General features: G+C 35.1%; 29 protein-coding genes. 1 reads left to right on the top strand and 28 read right to left on the bottom strand.

From position 1 onward, the window contains the following. The 15 genes from HV340_RS24270 to HV340_RS24195 form a co-directional block, all read right to left on the bottom strand. Positions 1-561, bottom strand: a 561-nt coding sequence (locus HV340_RS24270; protein WP_134874334.1) for a hypothetical protein, incomplete at its 3' end; no start/stop codon positions are given. Positions 562-586: 25 nt separating this feature from the next. Continuing rightward, a complete protein-coding gene (locus tag HV340_RS24265) occupies positions 587-1,099 on the bottom strand; it encodes a hypothetical protein (RefSeq protein ID WP_004148937.1) in 513 nt (170 codons plus the stop codon). 106 nt (positions 1,100-1,205) lie between these two features. Continuing rightward, positions 1,206-1,508 (bottom strand): hypothetical protein, encoded by a 303-nt coding sequence (locus tag HV340_RS24260; protein ID WP_004148936.1) that lies wholly within the window; start codon positions 1,506-1,508, stop codon positions 1,206-1,208. A gap of 67 nt (positions 1,509-1,575) precedes the next feature. Further along, complete coding sequence (locus HV340_RS24255; RefSeq protein WP_060437133.1) at positions 1,576-2,274, bottom strand: N-6 DNA methylase; 699 nt, start codon at positions 2,272-2,274, stop codon at positions 1,576-1,578. Between the two features lie 112 nt (positions 2,275-2,386). After that, positions 2,387-2,659 (bottom strand): hypothetical protein, encoded by a 273-nt coding sequence (locus HV340_RS24250; protein WP_128299080.1) that lies wholly within the window; start codon positions 2,657-2,659, stop codon positions 2,387-2,389. 4 nt (positions 2,660-2,663) lie between these two features. Then, positions 2,664-2,954: a hypothetical protein gene (locus HV340_RS24245; protein WP_045351324.1), complete on the bottom strand. Its 291-nt coding sequence runs from the start codon at positions 2,952-2,954 to the stop codon at positions 2,664-2,666. A gap of 340 nt (positions 2,955-3,294) precedes the next feature. Then, positions 3,295-3,597 (bottom strand): type II secretion system protein, encoded by a 303-nt coding sequence (locus HV340_RS24235; RefSeq protein WP_181216589.1) that lies wholly within the window; start codon positions 3,595-3,597, stop codon positions 3,295-3,297. A gap of 10 nt (positions 3,598-3,607) precedes the next feature. Next, positions 3,608-3,928, bottom strand: coding sequence for a hypothetical protein (locus HV340_RS24230; RefSeq protein ID WP_048242314.1), 321 nt, complete (start codon positions 3,926-3,928; stop codon positions 3,608-3,610). A gap of 18 nt (positions 3,929-3,946) precedes the next feature. Next, positions 3,947-4,375, bottom strand: coding sequence for a hypothetical protein (locus HV340_RS24225; protein ID WP_059347867.1), 429 nt, complete (start codon positions 4,373-4,375; stop codon positions 3,947-3,949). Further along, the gene (locus HV340_RS24220) at positions 4,359-4,676 is read right to left on the bottom strand and encodes a hypothetical protein (protein ID WP_001569517.1); all 318 of its coding nucleotides are present in this window, start codon (positions 4,674-4,676) and stop codon (positions 4,359-4,361) included. The genes HV340_RS24225 and HV340_RS24220 overlap by 17 nt, the downstream gene beginning before the upstream one ends. Further along, on the bottom strand, positions 4,676-5,038 hold the full coding sequence (locus HV340_RS24215; protein WP_048242316.1) for a hypothetical protein: 363 nt from the start codon (positions 5,036-5,038) through the stop codon (positions 4,676-4,678). Before HV340_RS24215 ends, HV340_RS24220 begins: the two co-directional genes overlap by 1 nt. An 80-nt stretch (positions 5,039-5,118) precedes the next feature. Beyond that, positions 5,119-5,487, bottom strand: a complete 369-nt coding sequence (locus HV340_RS24210) for a hypothetical protein (RefSeq protein ID WP_048242317.1) — start codon at positions 5,485-5,487, stop codon at positions 5,119-5,121. A gap of 64 nt (positions 5,488-5,551) precedes the next feature. Continuing rightward, positions 5,552-8,464 carry a type III restriction-modification system endonuclease gene (locus HV340_RS24205; protein ID WP_059347868.1) on the bottom strand — a complete coding sequence of 971 codons (2,913 nt, stop codon included), beginning with the start codon at positions 8,462-8,464 and terminating at the stop codon, positions 5,552-5,554. A 2-nt stretch (positions 8,465-8,466) separates the two neighbouring features. Then, a complete protein-coding gene (locus HV340_RS24200) occupies positions 8,467-10,350 on the bottom strand; it encodes a site-specific DNA-methyltransferase (protein ID WP_249415722.1) in 1,884 nt (627 codons plus the stop codon). 11 nt (positions 10,351-10,361) lie between these two features. Next, the gene (locus HV340_RS24195) at positions 10,362-10,646 is read right to left on the bottom strand and encodes a hypothetical protein (RefSeq protein ID WP_077257440.1); all 285 of its coding nucleotides are present in this window, start codon (positions 10,644-10,646) and stop codon (positions 10,362-10,364) included. 341 nt (positions 10,647-10,987) lie between these two features. Between HV340_RS24195 and HV340_RS24190 the strand changes: the two genes are divergently transcribed. Next, positions 10,988-11,956 carry an IS5-like element IS903B family transposase gene (locus HV340_RS24190; protein ID WP_000654804.1) on the top strand — a complete coding sequence of 323 codons (969 nt, stop codon included), beginning with the start codon at positions 10,988-10,990 and terminating at the stop codon, positions 11,954-11,956. A gap of 45 nt (positions 11,957-12,001) precedes the next feature. On the opposite strand, the gene HV340_RS24185 is transcribed toward HV340_RS24190, so the two are convergent. The 13 genes from HV340_RS24185 to HV340_RS24125 form a co-directional block, all read right to left on the bottom strand. After that, positions 12,002-12,400, bottom strand: coding sequence for a hypothetical protein (locus tag HV340_RS24185; protein ID WP_249415721.1), 399 nt, complete (start codon positions 12,398-12,400; stop codon positions 12,002-12,004). A 16-nt stretch (positions 12,401-12,416) separates the two neighbouring features. Continuing rightward, the gene (locus HV340_RS24180; RefSeq protein ID WP_059347871.1) at positions 12,417-12,893 is read right to left on the bottom strand and encodes a hypothetical protein; all 477 of its coding nucleotides are present in this window, start codon (positions 12,891-12,893) and stop codon (positions 12,417-12,419) included. Between the two features lie 142 nt (positions 12,894-13,035). Continuing rightward, positions 13,036-13,290, bottom strand: a complete 255-nt coding sequence (locus HV340_RS24175; protein WP_050395484.1) for a hypothetical protein — start codon at positions 13,288-13,290, stop codon at positions 13,036-13,038. A gap of 11 nt (positions 13,291-13,301) precedes the next feature. Next, the gene (locus HV340_RS24170) at positions 13,302-14,372 is read right to left on the bottom strand and encodes a hypothetical protein (RefSeq protein WP_223229624.1); all 1,071 of its coding nucleotides are present in this window, start codon (positions 14,370-14,372) and stop codon (positions 13,302-13,304) included. 256 nt (positions 14,373-14,628) lie between these two features. Beyond that, the gene (locus HV340_RS24165; RefSeq protein WP_045351302.1) at positions 14,629-15,333 is read right to left on the bottom strand and encodes an N-6 DNA methylase; all 705 of its coding nucleotides are present in this window, start codon (positions 15,331-15,333) and stop codon (positions 14,629-14,631) included. Between the two features lie 51 nt (positions 15,334-15,384). Continuing rightward, complete coding sequence (locus HV340_RS24160) at positions 15,385-16,080, bottom strand: N-6 DNA methylase (RefSeq protein WP_048242324.1); 696 nt, start codon at positions 16,078-16,080, stop codon at positions 15,385-15,387. 12 nt (positions 16,081-16,092) lie between these two features. Continuing rightward, the gene (locus HV340_RS24155; RefSeq protein WP_048242325.1) at positions 16,093-16,554 is read right to left on the bottom strand and encodes a hypothetical protein; all 462 of its coding nucleotides are present in this window, start codon (positions 16,552-16,554) and stop codon (positions 16,093-16,095) included. Between the two features lie 20 nt (positions 16,555-16,574). Beyond that, positions 16,575-17,033 (bottom strand): hypothetical protein, encoded by a 459-nt coding sequence (locus HV340_RS24150; RefSeq protein ID WP_048242326.1) that lies wholly within the window; start codon positions 17,031-17,033, stop codon positions 16,575-16,577. A 1-nt stretch (position 17,034) separates the two neighbouring features. Next, positions 17,035-17,448 carry a hypothetical protein gene (locus tag HV340_RS24145; RefSeq protein ID WP_048242327.1) on the bottom strand — a complete coding sequence of 138 codons (414 nt, stop codon included), beginning with the start codon at positions 17,446-17,448 and terminating at the stop codon, positions 17,035-17,037. A 29-nt stretch (positions 17,449-17,477) separates the two neighbouring features. Then, positions 17,478-18,389 carry a Dam family site-specific DNA-(adenine-N6)-methyltransferase gene (locus HV340_RS24140; protein WP_048242328.1) on the bottom strand — a complete coding sequence of 304 codons (912 nt, stop codon included), beginning with the start codon at positions 18,387-18,389 and terminating at the stop codon, positions 17,478-17,480. A 396-nt stretch (positions 18,390-18,785) separates the two neighbouring features. Then, on the bottom strand, positions 18,786-19,208 hold the full coding sequence (locus HV340_RS24135) for a hypothetical protein (protein ID WP_048242329.1): 423 nt from the start codon (positions 19,206-19,208) through the stop codon (positions 18,786-18,788). A gap of 2 nt (positions 19,209-19,210) precedes the next feature. Continuing rightward, the gene (locus HV340_RS24130; protein ID WP_045351289.1) at positions 19,211-19,624 is read right to left on the bottom strand and encodes an ankyrin repeat domain-containing protein; all 414 of its coding nucleotides are present in this window, start codon (positions 19,622-19,624) and stop codon (positions 19,211-19,213) included. 119 nt (positions 19,625-19,743) lie between these two features. Beyond that, the gene (locus tag HV340_RS24125) at positions 19,744-20,250 is read right to left on the bottom strand and encodes an ankyrin repeat domain-containing protein (protein ID WP_001569501.1); all 507 of its coding nucleotides are present in this window, start codon (positions 20,248-20,250) and stop codon (positions 19,744-19,746) included. Between the last annotated feature and the right edge of the window lie 251 nt (positions 20,251-20,501).

Raw genomic sequence — 20,501 nt, 5'->3', positions numbered from 1 at the left:
CTGGTCGAAAGCCTCTAAACCACGCTGTAGAGCCTTAAGGTAAGCTACTGGCCTCCTGAACGTATTAATCACTTCCCTGTATACTGTCCTGTCTTCATAGGGGCTGTAATCAGCAGGGTTCTTGTTAACGTCCATGATGCTGATTATGATCTCTTTTTTATTTTTATACTTCATATCAACCAAGAACACAGCCTTTTTACCATTATCTAATTCTTTTTCCTGACCGCTGATAGACTCATATTCTTCAATAAGCTCAATATTTTTATTGCTTGTTGTCAAGCCTAAAGATCTGTTCAGCTTCTTAAGCTCGTTATACATATCTCTTAAATATACAACAATAATAAACCTTGATTGATATCTCCTCCTCTTGTTTTTTAAGGATTCAATGTAATCTCTATTGCTCTTGATAAATGCTTCATGCTGTTCAACGTCATAAGACAATAACTCTTCTCTATAAAGTATGTTTAAGAACTCATTAAAATACATAGTTTCATTTTTTTTTAACTCAAGCTCTTTTATCTCCTTCACGATTTGTTGAAAGCTAATAAATTGTTTTTCCATATATCACCTCGTTAAATTATATTTTTTATACTATATCATTTCCTGTTTTATAGAAGGTTATATTTTTCCTACCAATCAACATTCCAGTAGCGAAAACATGATATTTATTTGATAGATTAAAATGCTTACCTTCTTTAATTATATCTTGATAAATGTCTTTCGTTAAATCCCTTACAGCATTATTATTCCATACTAAGTAAAAACCTTCATTTTTATTGTTTTTACCGAATAAATATTTAGATGAATCATTTTTTATTCTTGAAATGAAAAATTTAGATTTTTCTCTACTACTCCAGTAATCATTAATCAAATGCTCAATAATGTTTTCTTTTTTCTTCGTTAGATCATAGTTCATTATAGCTTCAGCCATTTCAAAGTCTGCTTCTTGTGCCGCTTCAAAAGATACAATATTTTTTTCCCCTTTGAGCATTGCTATAAAATTATCGTTTGTTCTTTTTATTTTCTCTCTCCTTTTCAAATCCATTATTGCATCATCTAAGGATTTATCTATCATTACTGTTGTGTGTTCTATTTTCATTATACTTCTCCTTTTGTTTTGGTTTATGTATATACCTATAACCGATATAAAATAAAAGTATATAGTTAAATATACTTTTACTTTATGTTTCAGATAAACGGTGTAGTTATATCCTTTTTATAGTGGTTTTATTATTGGCTGTTGGTATAAATGATTTTAGATATGTGTTCTGAAAGTGTGCTATTAACATATTAATCAAAACTGAATTAATATTTCTACAACCCTTAAGATTAACAGTGTTATTTATAAAGTGATCTCTTAATGCTGGTAAGTTATCTGACACAAAATCTATTGTCGCCTGAAACCCTTCTCTTCTGTTTATTTCGTCTAAAAGAATAACAGCCTCGCCTTGAGATAATACTTTTGCTTTAGCCTTTAATTCGTCTATAAATGTTTTGTGTTTTATCATATGACTTCTCCTTTTTTGTTTTGGTTAATAATCTTTAATCTATAAAAAAGAAAAAGTCAAATTTATTTTATACTTTTTGTTTTTTATTATGATAAGAGGTATAACTAAAGGATTTTTTTAAGTTGTTTAATAACGCATTGCCATTAAATATTTTGACTGATTTTATATCTACGTCTTTAAAAGCTACTGGAGCCATAATCTGAACAATAGCCATTTTAACCATTAGTGGATCTATGTCGTTCATTTGAACAGCCTGTTCAAGATAGTGTCCTTCTCTCCTACAGCGTTCTCTGAGCCTTGCCAGTGTCATAGATCCTGCACCACAACATTCTTCATAGAACGTTCCAGAAGGGTCTGATGATGCCTGTAATGACGCTGTGAGGCTGCTAATGTCCATAGGAGTAAGGAACTGGCCTAATCCATCGCCGTTCTTGCCTGTGAGGTAGAGATCTTCAAACAGCTCTGATAGAACGTCTGTAAAAGCTTCTTCCTGTTTTATAATGTCCATATAGAGAAAAGCGGCATCTGCTGCTCTTGTATATTTAACAACCTCATTCTTAGGCATGTTAGCTATGATGTTGCCATCAAATATTTCAGATGTTATTTTGAATGTTGAATCCTTCTTCTTGGTTAATCCATCGCAAACAAGATAAAGGCAAAAGCCAGTAAATAGCTCAATACCTTTTATTAGATTGTTAGCATTCGAAGGTGATAAAGGGTTTTTGATTTCAGTGATGAGTTTTGATAAATGCTGTATGTTATTCATAATGTTTTCCTTTAGTTTTTTAATAATTAAAGTTAACACTATGACAAAAGCATAAATCAAATTTATTTCTATTTTAAAAAAAGAAAGCCCCTGAGCGGGGCTTGTAAAACTTTTATCTTGAGAATACTACTCTTTCTGAATAGATGGTTTTAGAAAGAACCACAGTTAAGATCAAAAACACAAATAGAGAAGCTAAACCAATAAACATATTCTCTGAAAAAATCAGCACCACAAAGCTTAATACGACAGATAATAAAGCGCCAATTTGACCAAACCATAACGGTGCTTTACCGTATGTTATGTTTGCTCCGCAAGGTAAACACACACCTAAGCCGTGTTTTGTTTCGTGATCACAAAATGGGCAGCGAACAGTCTTATTTTCCATTTTATTAATCCTTTTCGAAAACTACGCCTTGATAAACTACGCCCTGTTTTACTTTCTCAATTTTGAAAGTCCAAGATCCAATGTCTTTGTTTTGTGTTTTAGCAATGTATACAGGTTTTTGGCTTTCATCCCATGACTTAACATTAAATGTGCTGTCTTTAAACTTGATTACGTCCTTTTCAATATCAAGCCTTACCCCATACTGCTTACTGATGTATTCGCCATAAATGCCGTCATTACAACCAGCCAGAAGTGAAGCCATACCGATAACCGCAACCGCCATAAACTTTTTCATACTCAACCCTCATTCATTATAAAAGTGGTCAGTTATGCACCAGATCGGCGTGACAGTATCAATAAAAACTAGTTAAATCAATTAGTTAATTAGGATTTTGTTAGGTAGGTAAGACAAGCCCCGGTTGGGGCTTTTGGTTAGTCGGCGTTGGTAAAAACAAGCACTGAACTGGTGTTAAAGCTGGAACAGAAAGCGGTTATGTCTGCCATGCTGGATGTGGCCGCAATCTTAGATCCTGATGTGGTGTTGCTTATGTTTCTATAAACCACCCTACCGCTGCTTACAAGCGTAGAACAGGCGCTTGGTGGCACATTGTAGTAAGACACATCATAAGAGTCGTCTAAGCCGTTGTGAGCTTACCGCCATAAGCATTCACAAGCGTGTTAGTTCTGGTGTCTACCATCGTAGAGGGAAGACTCTTTGAACTGATGAGCATACTGTTAGCTTCAGCTACAGTGGGCTTAGAAGCTGTTATAGCGCTCATGGCTTTACTGATAGTTGCCAGATCACGTATAGCGTTGCTTGTTCTGAACCCTTCCTGCAGCTTGCTATACCCGTAAAACGTTGCTCCGGCGATTCCAGTAGCAACTACCAGCACTAATAACATTTCAATCAGGCTAAATCCTTTTTTACGTTCTTTCATTGAAACCTCCTTATGCCGCAAACTTTGGCTTGAAAAAACCTTTTATTTTTGAATGGATTTTCTTTCCTAAGAAGAAAACACCCAAAATAAAAGTCATTGAATAGGTGATTTTTAAATAGTGAACAAATATAAGAGATAGAATAATGTGAACTTCTCTTGATAAATGAACTGATATGAATAATGAAGCTAATAAAGCAACTCCTAACCATCCTATATTTTTATATATCTTTGTTAATTTCTTACTGTTTTTGATTTTAATGCCTGTATAAATAAAAAACGCTATAAATAAACAAAATACTATAACGCCAGATACTATTGATAATATATTCATAATGTAATCCTTCTTTTATTAGTTTAAAAATACGCTCATTCCATTAAAAGCTTCTCTGCTGCTTTTGGTTCTTGCGTTGATTCTTTTTTGTTTTCTGTATCTTCTGATAATTAACATTGATAAAATCCATAAATGTATCATCATCAAGATAATTATGCCTTCATCAATACCTACTGCCATTGCTGTTAAGTGTATAAAGAAAAGAATAGTTATTGTCGCTATCGTAAACTTTAAGTAATCTTTTGGATTAAACCAATCCTTTTTGAAAGTGCTTTCTTCTATACTACCGCTTACAGTCATAAGCTTTTCAACAACTATTATATTCCTTTTAAACCACGCCCTTATAATGTCTCTTCGTGTTCTTTCTGTATAAACACATGAAAAATACAACCCCATCACAAACGCACTTGTTTTTACTAACACCAATAAATCATTTATCATCTCCATCTGAATCACCTTTTATAAAACTCATTGCCTTATCCTGTGTTTTTACCGCCTCTTCAAGAACTATGTTTGTTAAGTCCTCTTTCATTTGCTCAATAATACTCGTTGTTTCATTTGCTCTTTTCTTACCTGCCGGGGCATATGCCACTTTGAGTATTTCGACAAACGGACTATCTACCCTGAATCTTTCAAACTTACGCCCACGTAAAACTTTGACTATTTTTAGTTTTATTTCGTATGTCGCTGTTGTATTAGAAACTAAGTGGTAATCGTGTTCATTAAAACTAATTGAATCCAATATCATTATAACCCTCCTTTATTTTGGTCTTTAAAATGTATGAAGAATGAATTACTTTGAGCTAACTTGAACGTTAACATCTTTAAGAACTGAGCTTCTTTCTCACTGTCCTGATCATTTTCAGGAGCGTAAAAGAAGACTGAACCCGCTACTATTTCATTTTTTCTTTTGCTATATGAAAGTATGCCATCAAGTTTCTTGAATGTTGTTATTTTCTTACCAAGCTTGCCGCTTAAATATTTAGTTAAATAATCAACATCTATTCTTTCTGAACTTGCGAAAACTTCATTGTGATTCCTGCCTTTTCTAATGTCGTTTATTATTCCATGCGCTAAAGCTATTGTTTTAATCTCTTTTATAGAATTCATATTTAAAACCCTCTTATATTTAATTGTGTATATTATAATATATAAGGGATTTTAAATATAAGTCAATCTATATTGAGACTTTATTTTATAATTAATTCAGAAACTTCATATAAATCTTCTTCTTTTAAAATTCCACGATAATATACATTACGGCAAAAAGCTAATTTGGCTTTGTGAGATATTTTATTTTGATAGCTAATAAGTAATTTAATGATGGGAATAGAAGGAGGGGTAAAGCGGTTATGGAAGGAATCAAAATACTCTAACAGATAATCATGTTTTACGTCTTTAAAATCTAAGCCACTTTCTGAACATTCTTTTATAACAGATTGAATCTCTGTATCACTACCTGAGCGAACCGTATGAAACAACTTATCAGCAAGACGTTTCCTGTGCTGTTCCTTACGTTTTTTATCATCCAGAAAATCATTTAAGCTTTTGTATTTCATCTGTGTTTCTTCATGATGTATTAATTTTGATGAAGGAGGCGTTGACCTCCTTCATCACTAAGAACTAAGCTTGTGCGTTCTTTATTAACTCATAAATCTCATCATTAGCAAATTGAGTCATGAATTCAACCTTGATTGTTTTGCTTATTTGATTAAACAATGCCTGAGCATGTGCAATTTTGCGTTGTTCTTCAAGCCGCAAACTATCTTTACCATCTACATTTTTTGTTTCAATGATAAAGTTTAAGTAATCACCACTTGTAGTTTTAACAACATAAGCAAAGTCAGGGGAATACGTGTATCCTCCTGCTACCGGAATTTTAATAGAGTTCTTCGGTATCTTCGTAAAAACAGCTACAGACTGGATCTCTCCATCTGTGATGTTGAGTCGTTCAAGCTCTGAGTCGTAAAAAACTTCTTCAAAAAGATAAGAATCTAACGGTGGTTTCGTATTATCATGTAATACACCAAGATCACTCGACAAAACCTCGTTTAGAGGACTTCCTTCTTCATTAGTGAACTTTGTAGGATGAATCGATCCTGAAATAACATTATATCCAAGACTGAATTTGTTAAACGAATTGTTAAGCAGATATTTACTAAACCCAGATTTAATTTTTCTGATTGTCTGAATGTTCAGGTAGTCAGTGATATTTATAGTATCCTTTATATAACAAAATACCTTATGCAAAGTATCATGTTTAGCAAACATGGTTTGTGATAAGTTATCAAGAAATTCTCGATAACTCATTGTGTTGAGTTTAGCAAAGTTATCATCATCACTTATAATGCTTTTCGACATCGCCGTATCATTATGGATGTAAATCCTATCTATGCGAGTATGAACGCCTGATTTAGTAAATCTATCTGCTTCTTCAAGCATGAATGATTTGAAAATGGATAAAAACTCATGCTCGCTGTTTATTTTGTACTCAATAACTGCTTTCTGATTGATCAGGTCCCAAAGTTCTTTCAGTTCAGTGAACTTGCCAATACGCATTTTAGTGCGTTTTTTCCCATCAGTGGCTTTTTTGATTTTGCTTGGTTTTAACCCAGTAGGGAATGCCGCTGGATATTTGGCTTTTAAGCGACTATAGGCATCAGAATCTTTAAAGTTGTCATTATCATCAATGATTTCATCATCAAAAACTTCATTCATGAGCGTTCTGGATGAAAGCTCAGGATACTTAGTTAGGATTTTAACCTTAAGCTCTTCAGTAAACTTACTTGGAACAGTTTCTTTGAAGGAGCTATCGTTGACCTCTTTGACAAGAGAATCGACAAAATCCTTTTCCGTAAAATCAACATAGTAGTTGAGTGTAAAATTGCGATCTTTCACTCGGCACATGTATTCATTCACTGGAAGACGCAACCCACGCCCTACTTCTTGAAGTTTAGATGTGGTGCTACCGCTCGAACGTAGCTTACAAATCTGGAATACGTTAGGGTTATCCCAGCCTTCCCTCAATGTCCACTTAGAGAAAATGAAACGGCGAGGATTATCTAAAGATAATAAACGCTCTTTGTCATGAAGGATTTCGTTGATTTCCTGTTCAATTTTATCATCCTTATCACTATTATCTTTTGAAAAATAACCACCATGAACAGAAGATACATCCTTAACAGTTTTTTCAAGGTAGTTTCTGTAAAACTCATCTTTTTCTGTTTTTAACAGTTCATTCGCTTCTGCCAAAATGAACGCTTCAAACTTAGTTTTCAGGCTTCCGGCAATATCATTACCATCACGATACCCTTCAATGTCATCAATGAAGAATAGAGTAAGAGGCTTTATACGTGGTCTTTGTGTCAGATACTCTTTTTCTAACTTAAAATGTTCTTTGACTGCTTTAAGCATCATGTTATCAGCGAGCGTCTGATCGTAAGAGTAGGGGTTTATTGAACCACCAATTTTTAGTTCAATACCATTACTCAACACTGCCGTGCTCTTGTTCAAGGCATCCAGCGTTAAATCATGAATTGCACTATGTGTTTTAGATAGTGATTCATCTTTTGCTAATTTGAATTTTTTCTTGTTGCCATTTTCATTCAGTTCAAAAGTGGCTTCTTTCCCATCGGATTTAACAAATCTGAGACTGGCATTACCATCACCAATCATATCTTCAATGTAAGCATCTATACCTTTAACAAGGTCTTCATTGAATGCATCTACGGCGGTGAGACGATAAACTAAGTTTTTATAGCCTTCACTAAAGGTTGCGCCATAGCGGATGATATATTGAGCATTGAATTTCTCAATATTTTCCCATGTTTTTTTAGCTGTCGGGAACTTATGAGGTTCATCAATAATAATGAATGGTTTAACCGCACTAAGAGCAGCAAATGGCGTATCAAACTGATTATCAAACAAACCCACATCATAAGTGTCAGTTAACGACTTGGAGTTAATCATACCTGAGTTGATTACAAGGACGTGTATATATTTCTTGTTAAAATTACTTGCTTCAACAAAATCATGAATAGCTTGAGGCATATACGATTTTGTGTTTTTTCCAGAGCTTTTCTGACTTTCAACAACATAAGTCTTTAGTTCACGCTCGTAATCATCTCTAAAATGCTCTTTTAAAGCATCGCTTTTTAAAAAGTTAACTGTCCCGGCCTTTATCGATAGGGTAGGAACAATAATAATAAATTTATTAACGCCAAAAGATTTGTTCAGATCAAAAATGGTTTTTGTGTAGGTATAGGTTTTACCCGTCCCTGTCTCCATAGAAACGTCAATGACGTTGCTTTTAGCATCGTAATTATCTTTTGAATGCTCAATACCATTGAACTCCTGAACATTTTTTATGTTGTTGTAGTATTGCTGTTCAGACAGATTCAGTTCTGGATTAGATAACAGGCGAATAGCAACATTATCCGTCTGATGAGGTATGGCAGATACAAAGACATTCATCACCGCATCAACGCCAGCCTTTTGATGAGGTAAATTCTTTTCGAATGTGAACCCTTTAGACATGATTAGTTCCTTACCACCAAATCTAAATCAATAGATTTTTTATTAGCATAACTTTTTAGTGCTTCATTGAGTTCCATCTGTTTCGCACTTTCGAAGTTGCTGCCATAAAACACGACTTTGTTAGGGTCAAAGTCTTTGTCTGAATCCAGCTTTTGAAGTAAAGCTTTCAGTGCTTCACTGGTGAAATTAGGCGCAATCATATACAGACGACCATCGCATAAGTGCGCTTTGTAGCCATCAAGATCAACATCTTCAATTGGTGTTGTTAACAAACTACCATCATACACACACCATGTAGTTAATAAGGTGTCATACTGTTCAGGAGTCAATACAACATCATCGAAGAAACTAAGGTTAGAAAGTGTTAGCTCTGATTCATTTTTCGCACGGAAATCATTTACTGTTTCAAAGATTTTGAAACCAATATCTCCATTATAATCTGGATTTGCTTTTTTTATTTTTTCTCCGGCCTTGATGATTCTATCTTTTGTAATATCAAAGATTGTTTTATATCCTTTATCGTACGCAAAATCATCATTTTTCAGTTTTTCATCAATTTGCACCAATATAAACTTTCTATAGGCATTGTCATTTTTGTTCAATTCTAAGATTGCATGAGCTGTTGAACCTGAACCACCAAAAAAATCAAGAACATAATCGCCATCAGAAACAACTATGTTAATCAAATCAGATAGTAGCTTTAAAGGTTTTGGATTATCGAATGGATGAAAATCAAACAAATCTAACAAATCACTACTTCCATCGCTAGTTGTACCTGATTTATCAAGTAAAGTTTCATTAATGAGAATTGATCTTGGTTTTTTCCCTTTTGGTAATCGTTGTTTAAATTGTACGGACCAACCTCCATCTTCCTTTTGGATTAATCTGACGTCTCCTTTTTCTAAATCACTTTCAAATCTATTTCTTGAACGAAGCCAGCTAATCTTATTACCGTTATCATCATATTCCAGCACTGTACCATCACGGCAAGTTATTGGATAATATTGTTTCCCTGATTTTCTTTTAAACGTGTCCCAATAATATTTTGATTCATTATCTTCTTGATTGTATCTTGACAAATACTCTGGCTTGTACGTTTCAAACAAGCGCTCAAGACTACTTTTATTTTTTGAGTACATTAAAATATACTCATGTTCAATTGCTACATGAACAGAATCATTTCCACCACCCTTTTTATTCTTCCACACAAAGTCAGTGATAAAATTATGCTCACCAAAAACTTCATCGCACAATATTTTTAATTGGGAATGTTCGTTTTCATCAATCGAAATGCATATAACACCTTCATCACACATTAATTCTTTAGCTACATATAAACGTGGATAAATAAACGTCAGCCATGCACTATGGCTGCTTGAGCCTTTTGTAGTAAATTCAAGAATGCGTGTAGCTTCATCAAGACCAATACCAGCCAGCTCAGAAAGCTGTTCAGGCGTGAACTTGCGATCGTCATTATAGACGAACCCATCAGAACCTGTGTTATATGGCGGATCAATATAAATCATCTTCACCTTTTCAGCATAAGCATTAACCATATGCTTCAATACTTCGAGGTTATCCCCTTTGATTAACAGATTCTGACTGTTCTTGTTCTCTTCAAGTTGGTTATGGTCTTTATCTTCGGTGAGCAACGTCTTCGGTGGTAGGTTAGCCAACAGCCGGGCATAGGACTTACCCAGCCAGTTTAAGCTGTATGATTCTTTAGAGAGTTCAACATCCGAGGATTTGACGATCTCAAGTAGCTTCTCTTGAATGAACGCCCCGTTTTTATCAAAACACTGTGGGAAGTTAGCCTTTAATACAGCAAGCTGCTTGCTGTTAGCTGTTTCTACTTCTGAAAAAAGCGTTTCTTTTTGCATATCCATGTTAAACCTGATTATTTATTGTTCGATTTGGTGGTGTTTTTGATTGAAGCTTCACTTAAACCTATGCGCATTAGTTCGGCTACCGCACCATCAATGCTTTTGAAGAGCCGTGCTTCGTATGGCTGTCTTGAGCTACATAAGACTAATGGCTTACCTTCCCACTCTGAACCATCAAAAATCACGGTATACTCGCCTTTAGAGCCTTGTATTGTTGCTCTATCAAGTAGACCTGATCTGACCCTTTCCTTAGCCATTGAGCTAAGGATAAAATTTCCACCATCAAGACCTGACATCATCGTTATGACCTCGTTATGCGATACTGAAACAATATCAAATATCGTCTCAATGGTAAACTTTTGCTTTTGTTACGAGGGTGAATACGAGAGTCTTACATTGGTGTGCTACTCCAGAAATGACAAAGGGGCTTATGCCCCTTGTTTCGCCATTTTGATAAAATCTTTTATCACTTTAAACATTAGCCAGTTCAGATTTAAGGGATTTCAACTCGTTTTCAATTTTAGCAATCATATTCATAAGCGTATTAACCTTGTCTTCTTTACTGTCGTCTTCAACATGCTCTAAAACAAATGTTTTAACCTGCTTATGGCTTTGTTGAATAAATCGAACTTTTGCTGAGTTGAAGGATCAGATCACGCATCTTCCCGACAACGCAGACCGTTCCGTGGCAAAGCAAAAGTTCAAAATCACCAACTGGCCCACCTACAATAAAGCCCTCATCAACCGTGGCTCCATAACTTTCTGGCTGGATGATGAAGCTATTCAGGCCTGGTATGAGTCAGCAACACCTTCTTCACGAGGCAGACCTCAGCGCTATTCTGACCTTGCCATCACGACTGTGCTGGTCATTAAACGCGTATTCAGGCTGACCCTGCGCGCTGCGCAGGGCTTTATTGATTCCATTTTTTCTCTGATGAACGTTCCGCTACGCTGCCCGGATTACAGCTGTGTCAGCAGGCGGGCAAAGTCGGTTAATGTCAGTTTCAAAACGCCCACCCGGGGTGAAATCGCACACCTGGTAATTGATTCCACCGGGCTGAAGGTCTTCGGTGAAGGCGAGTGGAAAGTCAAAAAGCATGGCCAGGAACGCCGCCGTATCTGGCGTAAGCTGCATCTCGCCGTTGACAGTAAAACACATGAAATCATCTGCGCTGACCTGTCGCTGAACAACGTTACGGACTCAGAGGCCTTCCCCGGGTTAATCCGGCAAACCCACCGGAAAATCAGGTCAGCCGCCGCCGATGGCGCTTACGATACCCGGCTATGTCACGATGAACTGCGGCGTAAGAAAATCAGCGCGCTTATCCCTCCCCGAAAAGGTGCGGGTTACTGGCCCGGTGAATATGCAGACCGTAACCGTGCAGTGGCTAATCAGCGAATGACCGGGAGTAATGCGCGGTGGAAATGGACAACAGATTACAATCGTCGCTCGATAGCGGAAACGGCGATGTACCGGGTAAAACAGCTGTTCGGGGGTTCACTGACGCTGCGTGACTACGATGGTCAGGTTGCGGAGGCTATGGCCCTGGTACGAGCGCTGAACAAAATGACGAAAGCAGGTATGCCTGAAAGCGTGCGTATTGCCTGAAAACACAACCCGCTACGGGGGAGACTTACCCGAAATCTGATTTATTCAACAAAGCCCCTGCTTATGTCCAATCAGCTCTTTAAACTCTTTAGGGTTTAGTGTTGTTGTAAGAACAAGTCTGATATGTTTAAAGCGTAAATAGTCCATTAGAGCGTGAAGCTTAGTTATCTCTAATCTCGAATCATCTAATAAAAGACAATCACGTTCTATACCATCAATGATGATTGTGTTAATACTTAATTTTGTAGATGTTAAACCAAATGCTTTAGTCTTCCATGCATCAAGTTTTTCTGATCTGGTATTAGATGAGCTATTACGCAATAGATTAAGTATTGAAGTTTTACCTGTGGCTTCTCCACCTGTTAAAATAATTACTTTGCTTGAGTATATAGCTTTTTTAACTTGAGTTGTTTTATTTTTTATATATTTATTTACTGTATTCATAATTTATTTCCTCTTATTATTTTATTGTGATAACTTCTATGCCATAGTTTTCTTTCGTGTGTTGTTCAAGATATGGACTTAAAAAAACCTTATCATTCGTAAATGATAAAACCTTGTTGTTATTAGATGGCTTTTCAAATATTCGATTTGCATAACTGTTATCGTTAACCATAGCAAAATAGCTATAACCTATACCTCTTATTTGATCTACCTCTCCGCCAAAGTGCTTGTCATAAGTTTTTTCAGATATACTAATATCGAGATGGTCAAAAACAAATAAGGTGTTTATAGATTCCATCATTACTCGTCTGAGAGCAGCTTTTGTAATATTAGAATCGTTATAGAAAACTATGTTATCTATTCCTTCAATATTTAAATCCTTCAAGCCTAACATAATCTCATCTCTGTGAGACATATTTCCACCACGCACAACTACTATTCTTTTATCTTCAAATGCTGATTTTATTTCTTCTTGTATGTTTTCTATTTTCATAATGTTTTCCTTTTTTAATGTTTATAATGTAATGAATATTTCTATTCATAGATATGTTGTATTATATTTTAACTATAAGTCAAGTTTAATTGAGAAAATAAATTAAAAAAGAGAAGATAGTTAAACCTCCTCCTTTAATTATTTAAAATACTTGCTTGAGCATCTTGTAAAAAGCAAACCCGGTTGTTGATAATAATAAGAACGGCAAGTATATAATGAACGCCAACACCATAAGAAAACCAAGACTAAAAGCCGCCATGAAATCAAACTGTTTATTAATGAAATCATCAAAGGTCATTTCCTTACTGGATTCATTTTCAAAATCATCATCCTCACAAGTAAGTAAGATCTCATCGTCTTCTTCCGATAATTCTAAGTGCTCATAATCTTTTTTCATAATCACTTCCTTTATTTCTTCTTTTTTATAATATACTCTAACTCGCCATATAGACTATTAATCTTTTCATCATGCTCTTTTTTTAATTCTTCAATCTTTCTTTCTAAACCTATTATTTCACTTTGAAGAGTCATGTTTTCGAGAACAATGTAATCATAATCCTCATCTGCTTTATTCTTTTCCTCTTCCAGAGTTTCTATTCTTAACGTTAAAGCTTCTTTCTCATCCTTTAATTGATTGTATTCTTTTTTATACATAGTAGAATCACTTTCATTCAAATCATTAATCATTTCTAATCTGAATAAATCAATGGAATGTTCTTTAACTTCTTCTTTTAGTTTTTTATTTTCAGCAATCAATCCCTGTATAAATTCATCAGCCTCTTCTAATAACTTTCTTCCACAGTTAGATATTTCCTCTTCTTCCTTTAGTTGAGATTTAAGATATGAAATCTCATTTAATAAATCATCAGTCTCAGTGTTATTTTTTTCAGTATACATGTTAAGCATGTCATTAATTGCCTGTTCCGATAACACATCATCGTTATCTACTTCCGGGAGTGGTATCTCATCAGGGAACGTTTCTACCGTGTCAAATGCTTCTATAGCTTCTTTGTTTGCTGCTGTTCTCTTAGAAGCTTTGTTTTCAAGGTAGTTGACTTCAATAGTCTTCATAGGTCTATTTTTTAAGAGGTAAGCAATTTCTTTTCTGCTTTTATTGGATGTTAAAACAACTTTTATATCTTTATCTTTTAAAGCATCAAGAGCTATATTTATATCACCATCTCTATAGGTATAATCAGCTCTTTCAATGAATACTACTTCAACACTCTTACAGTCTGAAAACTTAGGATGTTCAATATCATATTCAAAAATCAACTCTGATCTATGATTGTAAATAGTCTTTGTGTTTTGTTTGGGTGTTTTTACCTTCCTTTCTAATGAGGATTTAGCTTTCAATTCAGAAACAACTTTACCGCATAAAACAGTATCACCTGTTAATAAAACTAAATTACACTTTCCAAATAATGCCTTTAATACTTGGTCTGCTTTTCTTTCAAAATACTTTTCTGTTCTTTTCATAACAATCTCCATTATTCATTAGTTAATATTTAGCGAGGTGTCATTATTGATAGCCTCACATTTGTAATTAAAACAAATAAAGAGAAAGTCAATAGATAACGATAAATTAAAAAATAGAGTCGATGCTATTATTTTAAAGGCATTTGATGTAGCCGCTTTAAACCCAGTAAATACGCCACTCTCTAATAATGCATACTAAATCTTACTTAATAATCACAACTGATAATTAAGTTATCAATGTCGCAAACAGGGTTTATCACCCTGTTGCTAAATCTAAATATTCCATTTCTTGACGGTATTTTTTAGCTTCATTAATCTTTAAACGATAACTGATTGTCGTTTCATAACCTTGATTGTAATCAGTGATAGCGTTTCTACAGCATAGCTCTATAGAGTGGATCACCGTATTCATTAGGTTGTTGTACGCCAACTGAGCAAAACAACAGGCTATAGCCACATCATCAAGATCTATGCAAATCATCTTGGTTATCTGCTGGCCTTGCTCCAGTTTGTATTTAGCTCTTGCGAGTGATAAAGCTCCCATACCACAACACATATCAAGCTCTATGATGTTGACTCTGTTCCCCATCATTTCGGCAACGGCTGTAGCTACAGAATCAGGTGTGTAAAACTGCCCGTTTCGCTTGGCCTGTGGCGCTCCATCAAGTATGAGTTCACTGTAGATAGGGCTTAACAGGTCTGTATACGGATCAGAGACTGATACCAGCTCTATGTATGTCATTATGGCATCACAGATAGCACTGGTGCTTGTTCTTGCGTATACATCCGGCCTTACCAAGAAATCACCCGTTTCGATCTCAGAGACATAAAGCCGGGTTGTATCCCTTGCGGCGGTAGCTGCCGCAAAAGCAAAGGCTGAAAAGCTTTTGTGTGTGTTATCACTGATAGCCTGAATCTGTTTAATCAGTTTCTTTTTAAGTAATTCATCTGTTTTTTTCATATAATGCTCCTAATATTTAATACTTATGATTTTCTAATTCATTGTTATCCTTCAACCTATCGCCATATCAAAGCACTTATCATTATTATCTACTTCTTTATCATAAAGTTTAATACGATAGTGAATATCCCATTCATCGCCATAATACATAACAGCGTTCATACATTTTAACTCTATCGAATGAAACACAGGATTTTTTAGATTGTTGTATGCCAACTGAGCAAAACATGCTGCTATCGAGGTTGGATCAATATCTACACCTTTCATTACACCAATACTCTTACCTTGTTCCAGAGCATACCTACCCCTTGCCAGAGCTAACGCTCCCATACCGCAACACAAATCAAGTTCTGATTTATAGAACTCTTTACCCTTGAATCTCGCAACACCATTAGCTAACGAACTCGGTGTATGGAACTGTCCTGTTCTCTTGGCCTGTGGTGCGTAATCAAGTTGTAGTTGATGGAATACATCGCTTAACAGGTCTGTATACGGTTCAGAGACTGATACCAGCTCTATGTATGTCTCTATGGCATCACAGATCTTGCTGTAGCGTGTTCTTGCGTATACATCCGGCCTTACCAAGAAATCTCCTGTTTCGATCTCAGAGGCAAAGAGTCGGGTTGTATCCCTTGCGGCGGTAGCTGCCGCAAAAGCAAAGGCTGAAAAGCTTTTGTGTGTGTTATCACTGATTGCCTGAATCTGTTTAATCAGTTTCTTTTTAAGTAATTCATCTGTTTTTTTCATTTAATGTTCCTCTTATTCATCGTTATCGCATTTATCAGCTTCAAGCATTTCCAAAACTTGTGAGCAAGCATCTAAATCATCAGAAACATCATTAATAATCAAAGATGCATTAATGATAAATAGATCTCCTTCTAAAAGAAACTCGTTCAACTCTTCTTCTGTATCAAAATGGATTGTTTCATATTCATGATTTTTCCCATAAAAGTTAGTTAGAATGTTTTCACAAAAACTATCTGTTTCTAATGAATCAATAACGTCATTTTGATATGCTTCTATATCCTCTAAAACTTCATAAACATCTATATCTTCTTCATGAGATTGAAACCCAGCTAAGTATTCATATTTAGCCAAACTCTCACCATCAAGTTTTTTTATTTCTTCAAAAATGTATTTTGCTAACATGTTAGTTGTTATAGTTGCCATTTTTAGAGTAGTGTTTTGTTTCTTTTTTAAAATTTCATCTGTTTTTTTCATTTAATATTCCTTATTGTTATTTAAATAGCGTCAAGGTTTAACCATTCTTTAAAAGCACTCGAAACATAACGAGGCCATTTAAAGCTTCTTTCTCCTGAAATATGTTTATAAGAATAAAACAACTCACCACATTCAAATAAACATTTTGTTTCACAGCTTTGGTAGCTACCTTCACCCCAGCTTGTTATTGAAGTAATAGCGGCACAACTATCAAACATACTGGTAATATCAAGTAAAATATCCTCTGCATCATGATGGTTTTCATTATTGCTAATAAAATAAAAATCAAGCCATTCCTTCCGCTTTCTTTTTACCAGTATAAAATGATTGCTTTCAGTGTCTTCTCTTCTTTCAATCAATAGTCCATGATCTAATAGAAATAACTCTATGCCGTCATAATCGGTAATCCAGTCTTTCAAAATGGATTCATTTCTTTTGGTTTTCTGAATACTTATAACATTCAATGTTCTGTTAACCATATTACGCCTCTTTGTTTTTAATAAGATTCATCACATAATCTACATCTTCACTATCACCGCTAATAACCATCAGCATGTAATAGAAATGAGAAAGATAATATTCGAATGAATAGCTAACCATTCTGATATCAAAAACACCATAAAAAAGAGAACACATAGGGTTTACATCATCAAACATGCGATTTAACCTTTCTGTCATTTCTTCAATGTAATCATCAGGAGCATATTCATTAACATACTCAAGTAAAAGATACTTAACTGCGAGAAGTTTTATATCAACATCCTCTTTGCTATCAATGCTGTCTTTTATGCATCTCTCTCTACTTATGTTTAATGATGATTTTCCTTCATTCATCCAAACTTTTATCAAAGGGCTTACTTTACTTTCAATCACGCTCAAAATATCTTCTTTCATTGTATTTTCCTTTTGTTGTTAAAAAATAATTACGCTGCTTTTTGGTTGATACTTTCCTTACTCCAGATTAGGAGCAAATCAGTAGCTTTTACGGATTCATAGCCATTCGCTGTTTTCTTTTTTCTTCCTGCTGTATACGTAATATCAAAACGCAATACAGATGCATCAGAAGCGTGTTCTTCAAAGAAACCATCATTAGCCTCACGGTTAGCTAACCAGACGCTACAGCCCCGTTTCTGTTGCTTACGACACCATGAGATCAGTTGTTGATGGTCTTCATCAGTGAATGCATTGCCGTAGTCTACGCGGCTCGCCCGGTAAGGTGGATCACAGTAGATAAAAGCCCCCTCCGGCACATCGATATCAGCATAAGAGCCGCACTGGATAGATGTTTCCTGCAGGGCTGTATGCCATTCTTTCAGAAGAGAGTAATCAAAAAGTTTGGTTGTATGATTAAGCCATCCTGCGGCTGTGCCATAGCGACCAGTTTTGCGTGAAACAAGCCAAATGCCGTTAAAGCCTGTTTTGAGCAAAAAGAAGAGCAAAGCAGATGCCCGGACGGTTCCTATCTCAGCTTTCCAATATTGTTCACGGATACGGTAAAAGTGGTAGTTCCTCACCTCAAGAGAACGATAACCAAGATAGGCCGCTTCCAGCTCCTGCAGCTGAGTAATCAGCTCATCATGATCATACTTAATCGTGTTCAGTAGAGCGATAAGCTCCGGGTTTACGTCATTGATGATTGCCGGGATATGGATGTAGGTAGACTTAACAGACGCAAAGAGAGCGCCAGCCCCAAAAAATGGCTCTACGTATGCGCTTACGCTGTTCAGGTCTGGTAAATGGGGATTGTAGCTTTTAAGTAGTTTAGATTTGCCGCCAGCCCACACGTAGAGCGGCTTTAAGCTTAATGATGGGGTGTTTTGAGTAGATACAGTCATAAACCAACCTTCTGATAGTTAGATCAGCCCCATCTCAATGATGGAACAGGCCGGAACCATTCCGGCGGTTGGTTGATACCCATCTATCGAAAGATGGCGGGATAAACCCTGAACCTACGTATCATTTAACTATCAGAAGCAAAAATGACTGCTTCGATGTGAACTATCGTATGGATTTCGTTTATGACGATCAACTACTTTTTTCACTTTTTTGAAAATATTTTCTAATTGCGATTGACAGGTAAAAATAAATTGATTACTTAATATCTATCCAGTTAGAAATTAATTAATACCCTATATTAAATAATGAAAACAGGTGTCATAAATGAAGTATCCTTTTAGGTAAGATGTTTAAATTTTAGATTGGTATAGAAAAGCGCTTCTCCGGCGCTTTTTCTATTTGTATCTTCTGGACTTATAAACCTCTGTCAGAACATTTTCATACTGAATGATAAAATCTAAAAAACGGTCATTACCAATCTTCAATATGAGATCATATCCGCTTAATCCTTGTTTATTACGTTTTTCAAGTGAAGCGCCGTTCATTAAAAGGAAGTTAAAGAAAGAAAGTTTATCCTGTATAACAGCCTCCTGAAGAGGCGTTGATGTATCAACAACAGTATTAAGGTAATCAGGTTTTGCTATCAACTGAATCATTATATTGATAAAGTGATTACCCTGTTCATCTTCTTTCAATACCCTGATTAAGTAAATAAGGGCATTAAGTTTAACTTCTAATGTTTGAAACATGAAGTGATCATAGATAATATCACCTCGATTCTGTTTTATGGCTGTAATTAAAGCTTCTTTTATATCCATGATTAAGCCTTTTTCTTGGCTTTGTTTTCTTCTGATAACAACATACGAGAAATTGTCTGGTTGTTTTCAATGTCTAACATCGCAGCATAATCAGCGGCTTTTCTTCCACTGTGATCATTAATCAAAACATCGCCACCGTTGACAATAAAAAACTTAACTGCTGGAACATTACCCATTATAACCGCGTGAAATAAAACTGTTTTACCTTCTCTGTCCTGATTGTTTATATCAAAATATTTAACAAGCATTTTGGACATTTCATAATCTTTATATTTTTTATAAAGTAGCGTGTATAATAATAAGGTGTGATGATTTGTTGTAAGCCAATCATCCTTACCAATGCCATTATCTATAATATATTTTTCAAACCCGGCAACATCTTTTGAAGTAAATAGTTCTTTTGGGAAGTTTTCCATAATATTCTCCTTAATAATTAAAATGTGATGTATTTTATATACAAAATTAATTCTTATTGGTCAATAATATAGAAATAAAAAACCCGCAATTAAGCGGGTCAGAGAGAAGGAGTATTAATTTAAGCGCTCAATAACATTCTTTCTTCATTCTTTTTTCTTACGTTATTTTTAAATACCTCTATAAACTGACTGTAGTTTTTTCTGTCTGCCATTGTCATGTTTTCATAGTGATAATGACCATCAGCACTTTTCAGGAATGGATTACAGCCCATGTTAATCAATCGGGCAACATTCAAAAGCTTGTTGGTTTTAAAAAGCACTGTCTGGCCTTTGTTGTTTCTGTGGTTGATTTTAGCGCCACAGCTAACAAGATACCTGATTACATCAATATTACTATTGTGAAATATAGGTGTTTCACCTTCATTATTCATAAAGTTAACATCAGCACCAAGTTCTACAAGAGCCTTAGCTACATCAACATTACGCGCCACTGAAAGCGGAGTAAACCCCTTGTAGTTCACAAAGTTAACATCTGCGCCCTTTTTTATTAAATCTACAACTTCTTCATAGGTGTTTACCAAAAAGAGATCGTAATTGTATTCTTCAATCAAATTTAAATCTTTCATATTTAACTCCTTCTATGTTCTCTCTCCTTCTTATATACACCATAATAATAACATTTTCAAGTATAGATTAGTATAGACTATACTATTTTCTTTTAAAAAAGTTGCTTTTAACAAGGTTAAGATGTATATTTAAATCTATTCATAATGTATTTCCTCCATTTGAGGAAAAAATCTTTTTATATTGTATGGTCGGGATTTTCCCGGCCTTTTTTTATGCGTAAAAAAGCCCCGCATAAACGAGGCTAAAGTTA

It is taken from the genome of Enterobacter sp. RHBSTW-00975 (assembly GCF_013615235.1).
Taxonomy (GTDB): Bacteria; Pseudomonadota; Gammaproteobacteria; order Enterobacterales; family Enterobacteriaceae; genus Enterobacter; species Enterobacter ludwigii.
Note: the sequence above shows the minus strand (reverse complement) of the source record. Positions and strands in the feature narration are given on the sequence as shown.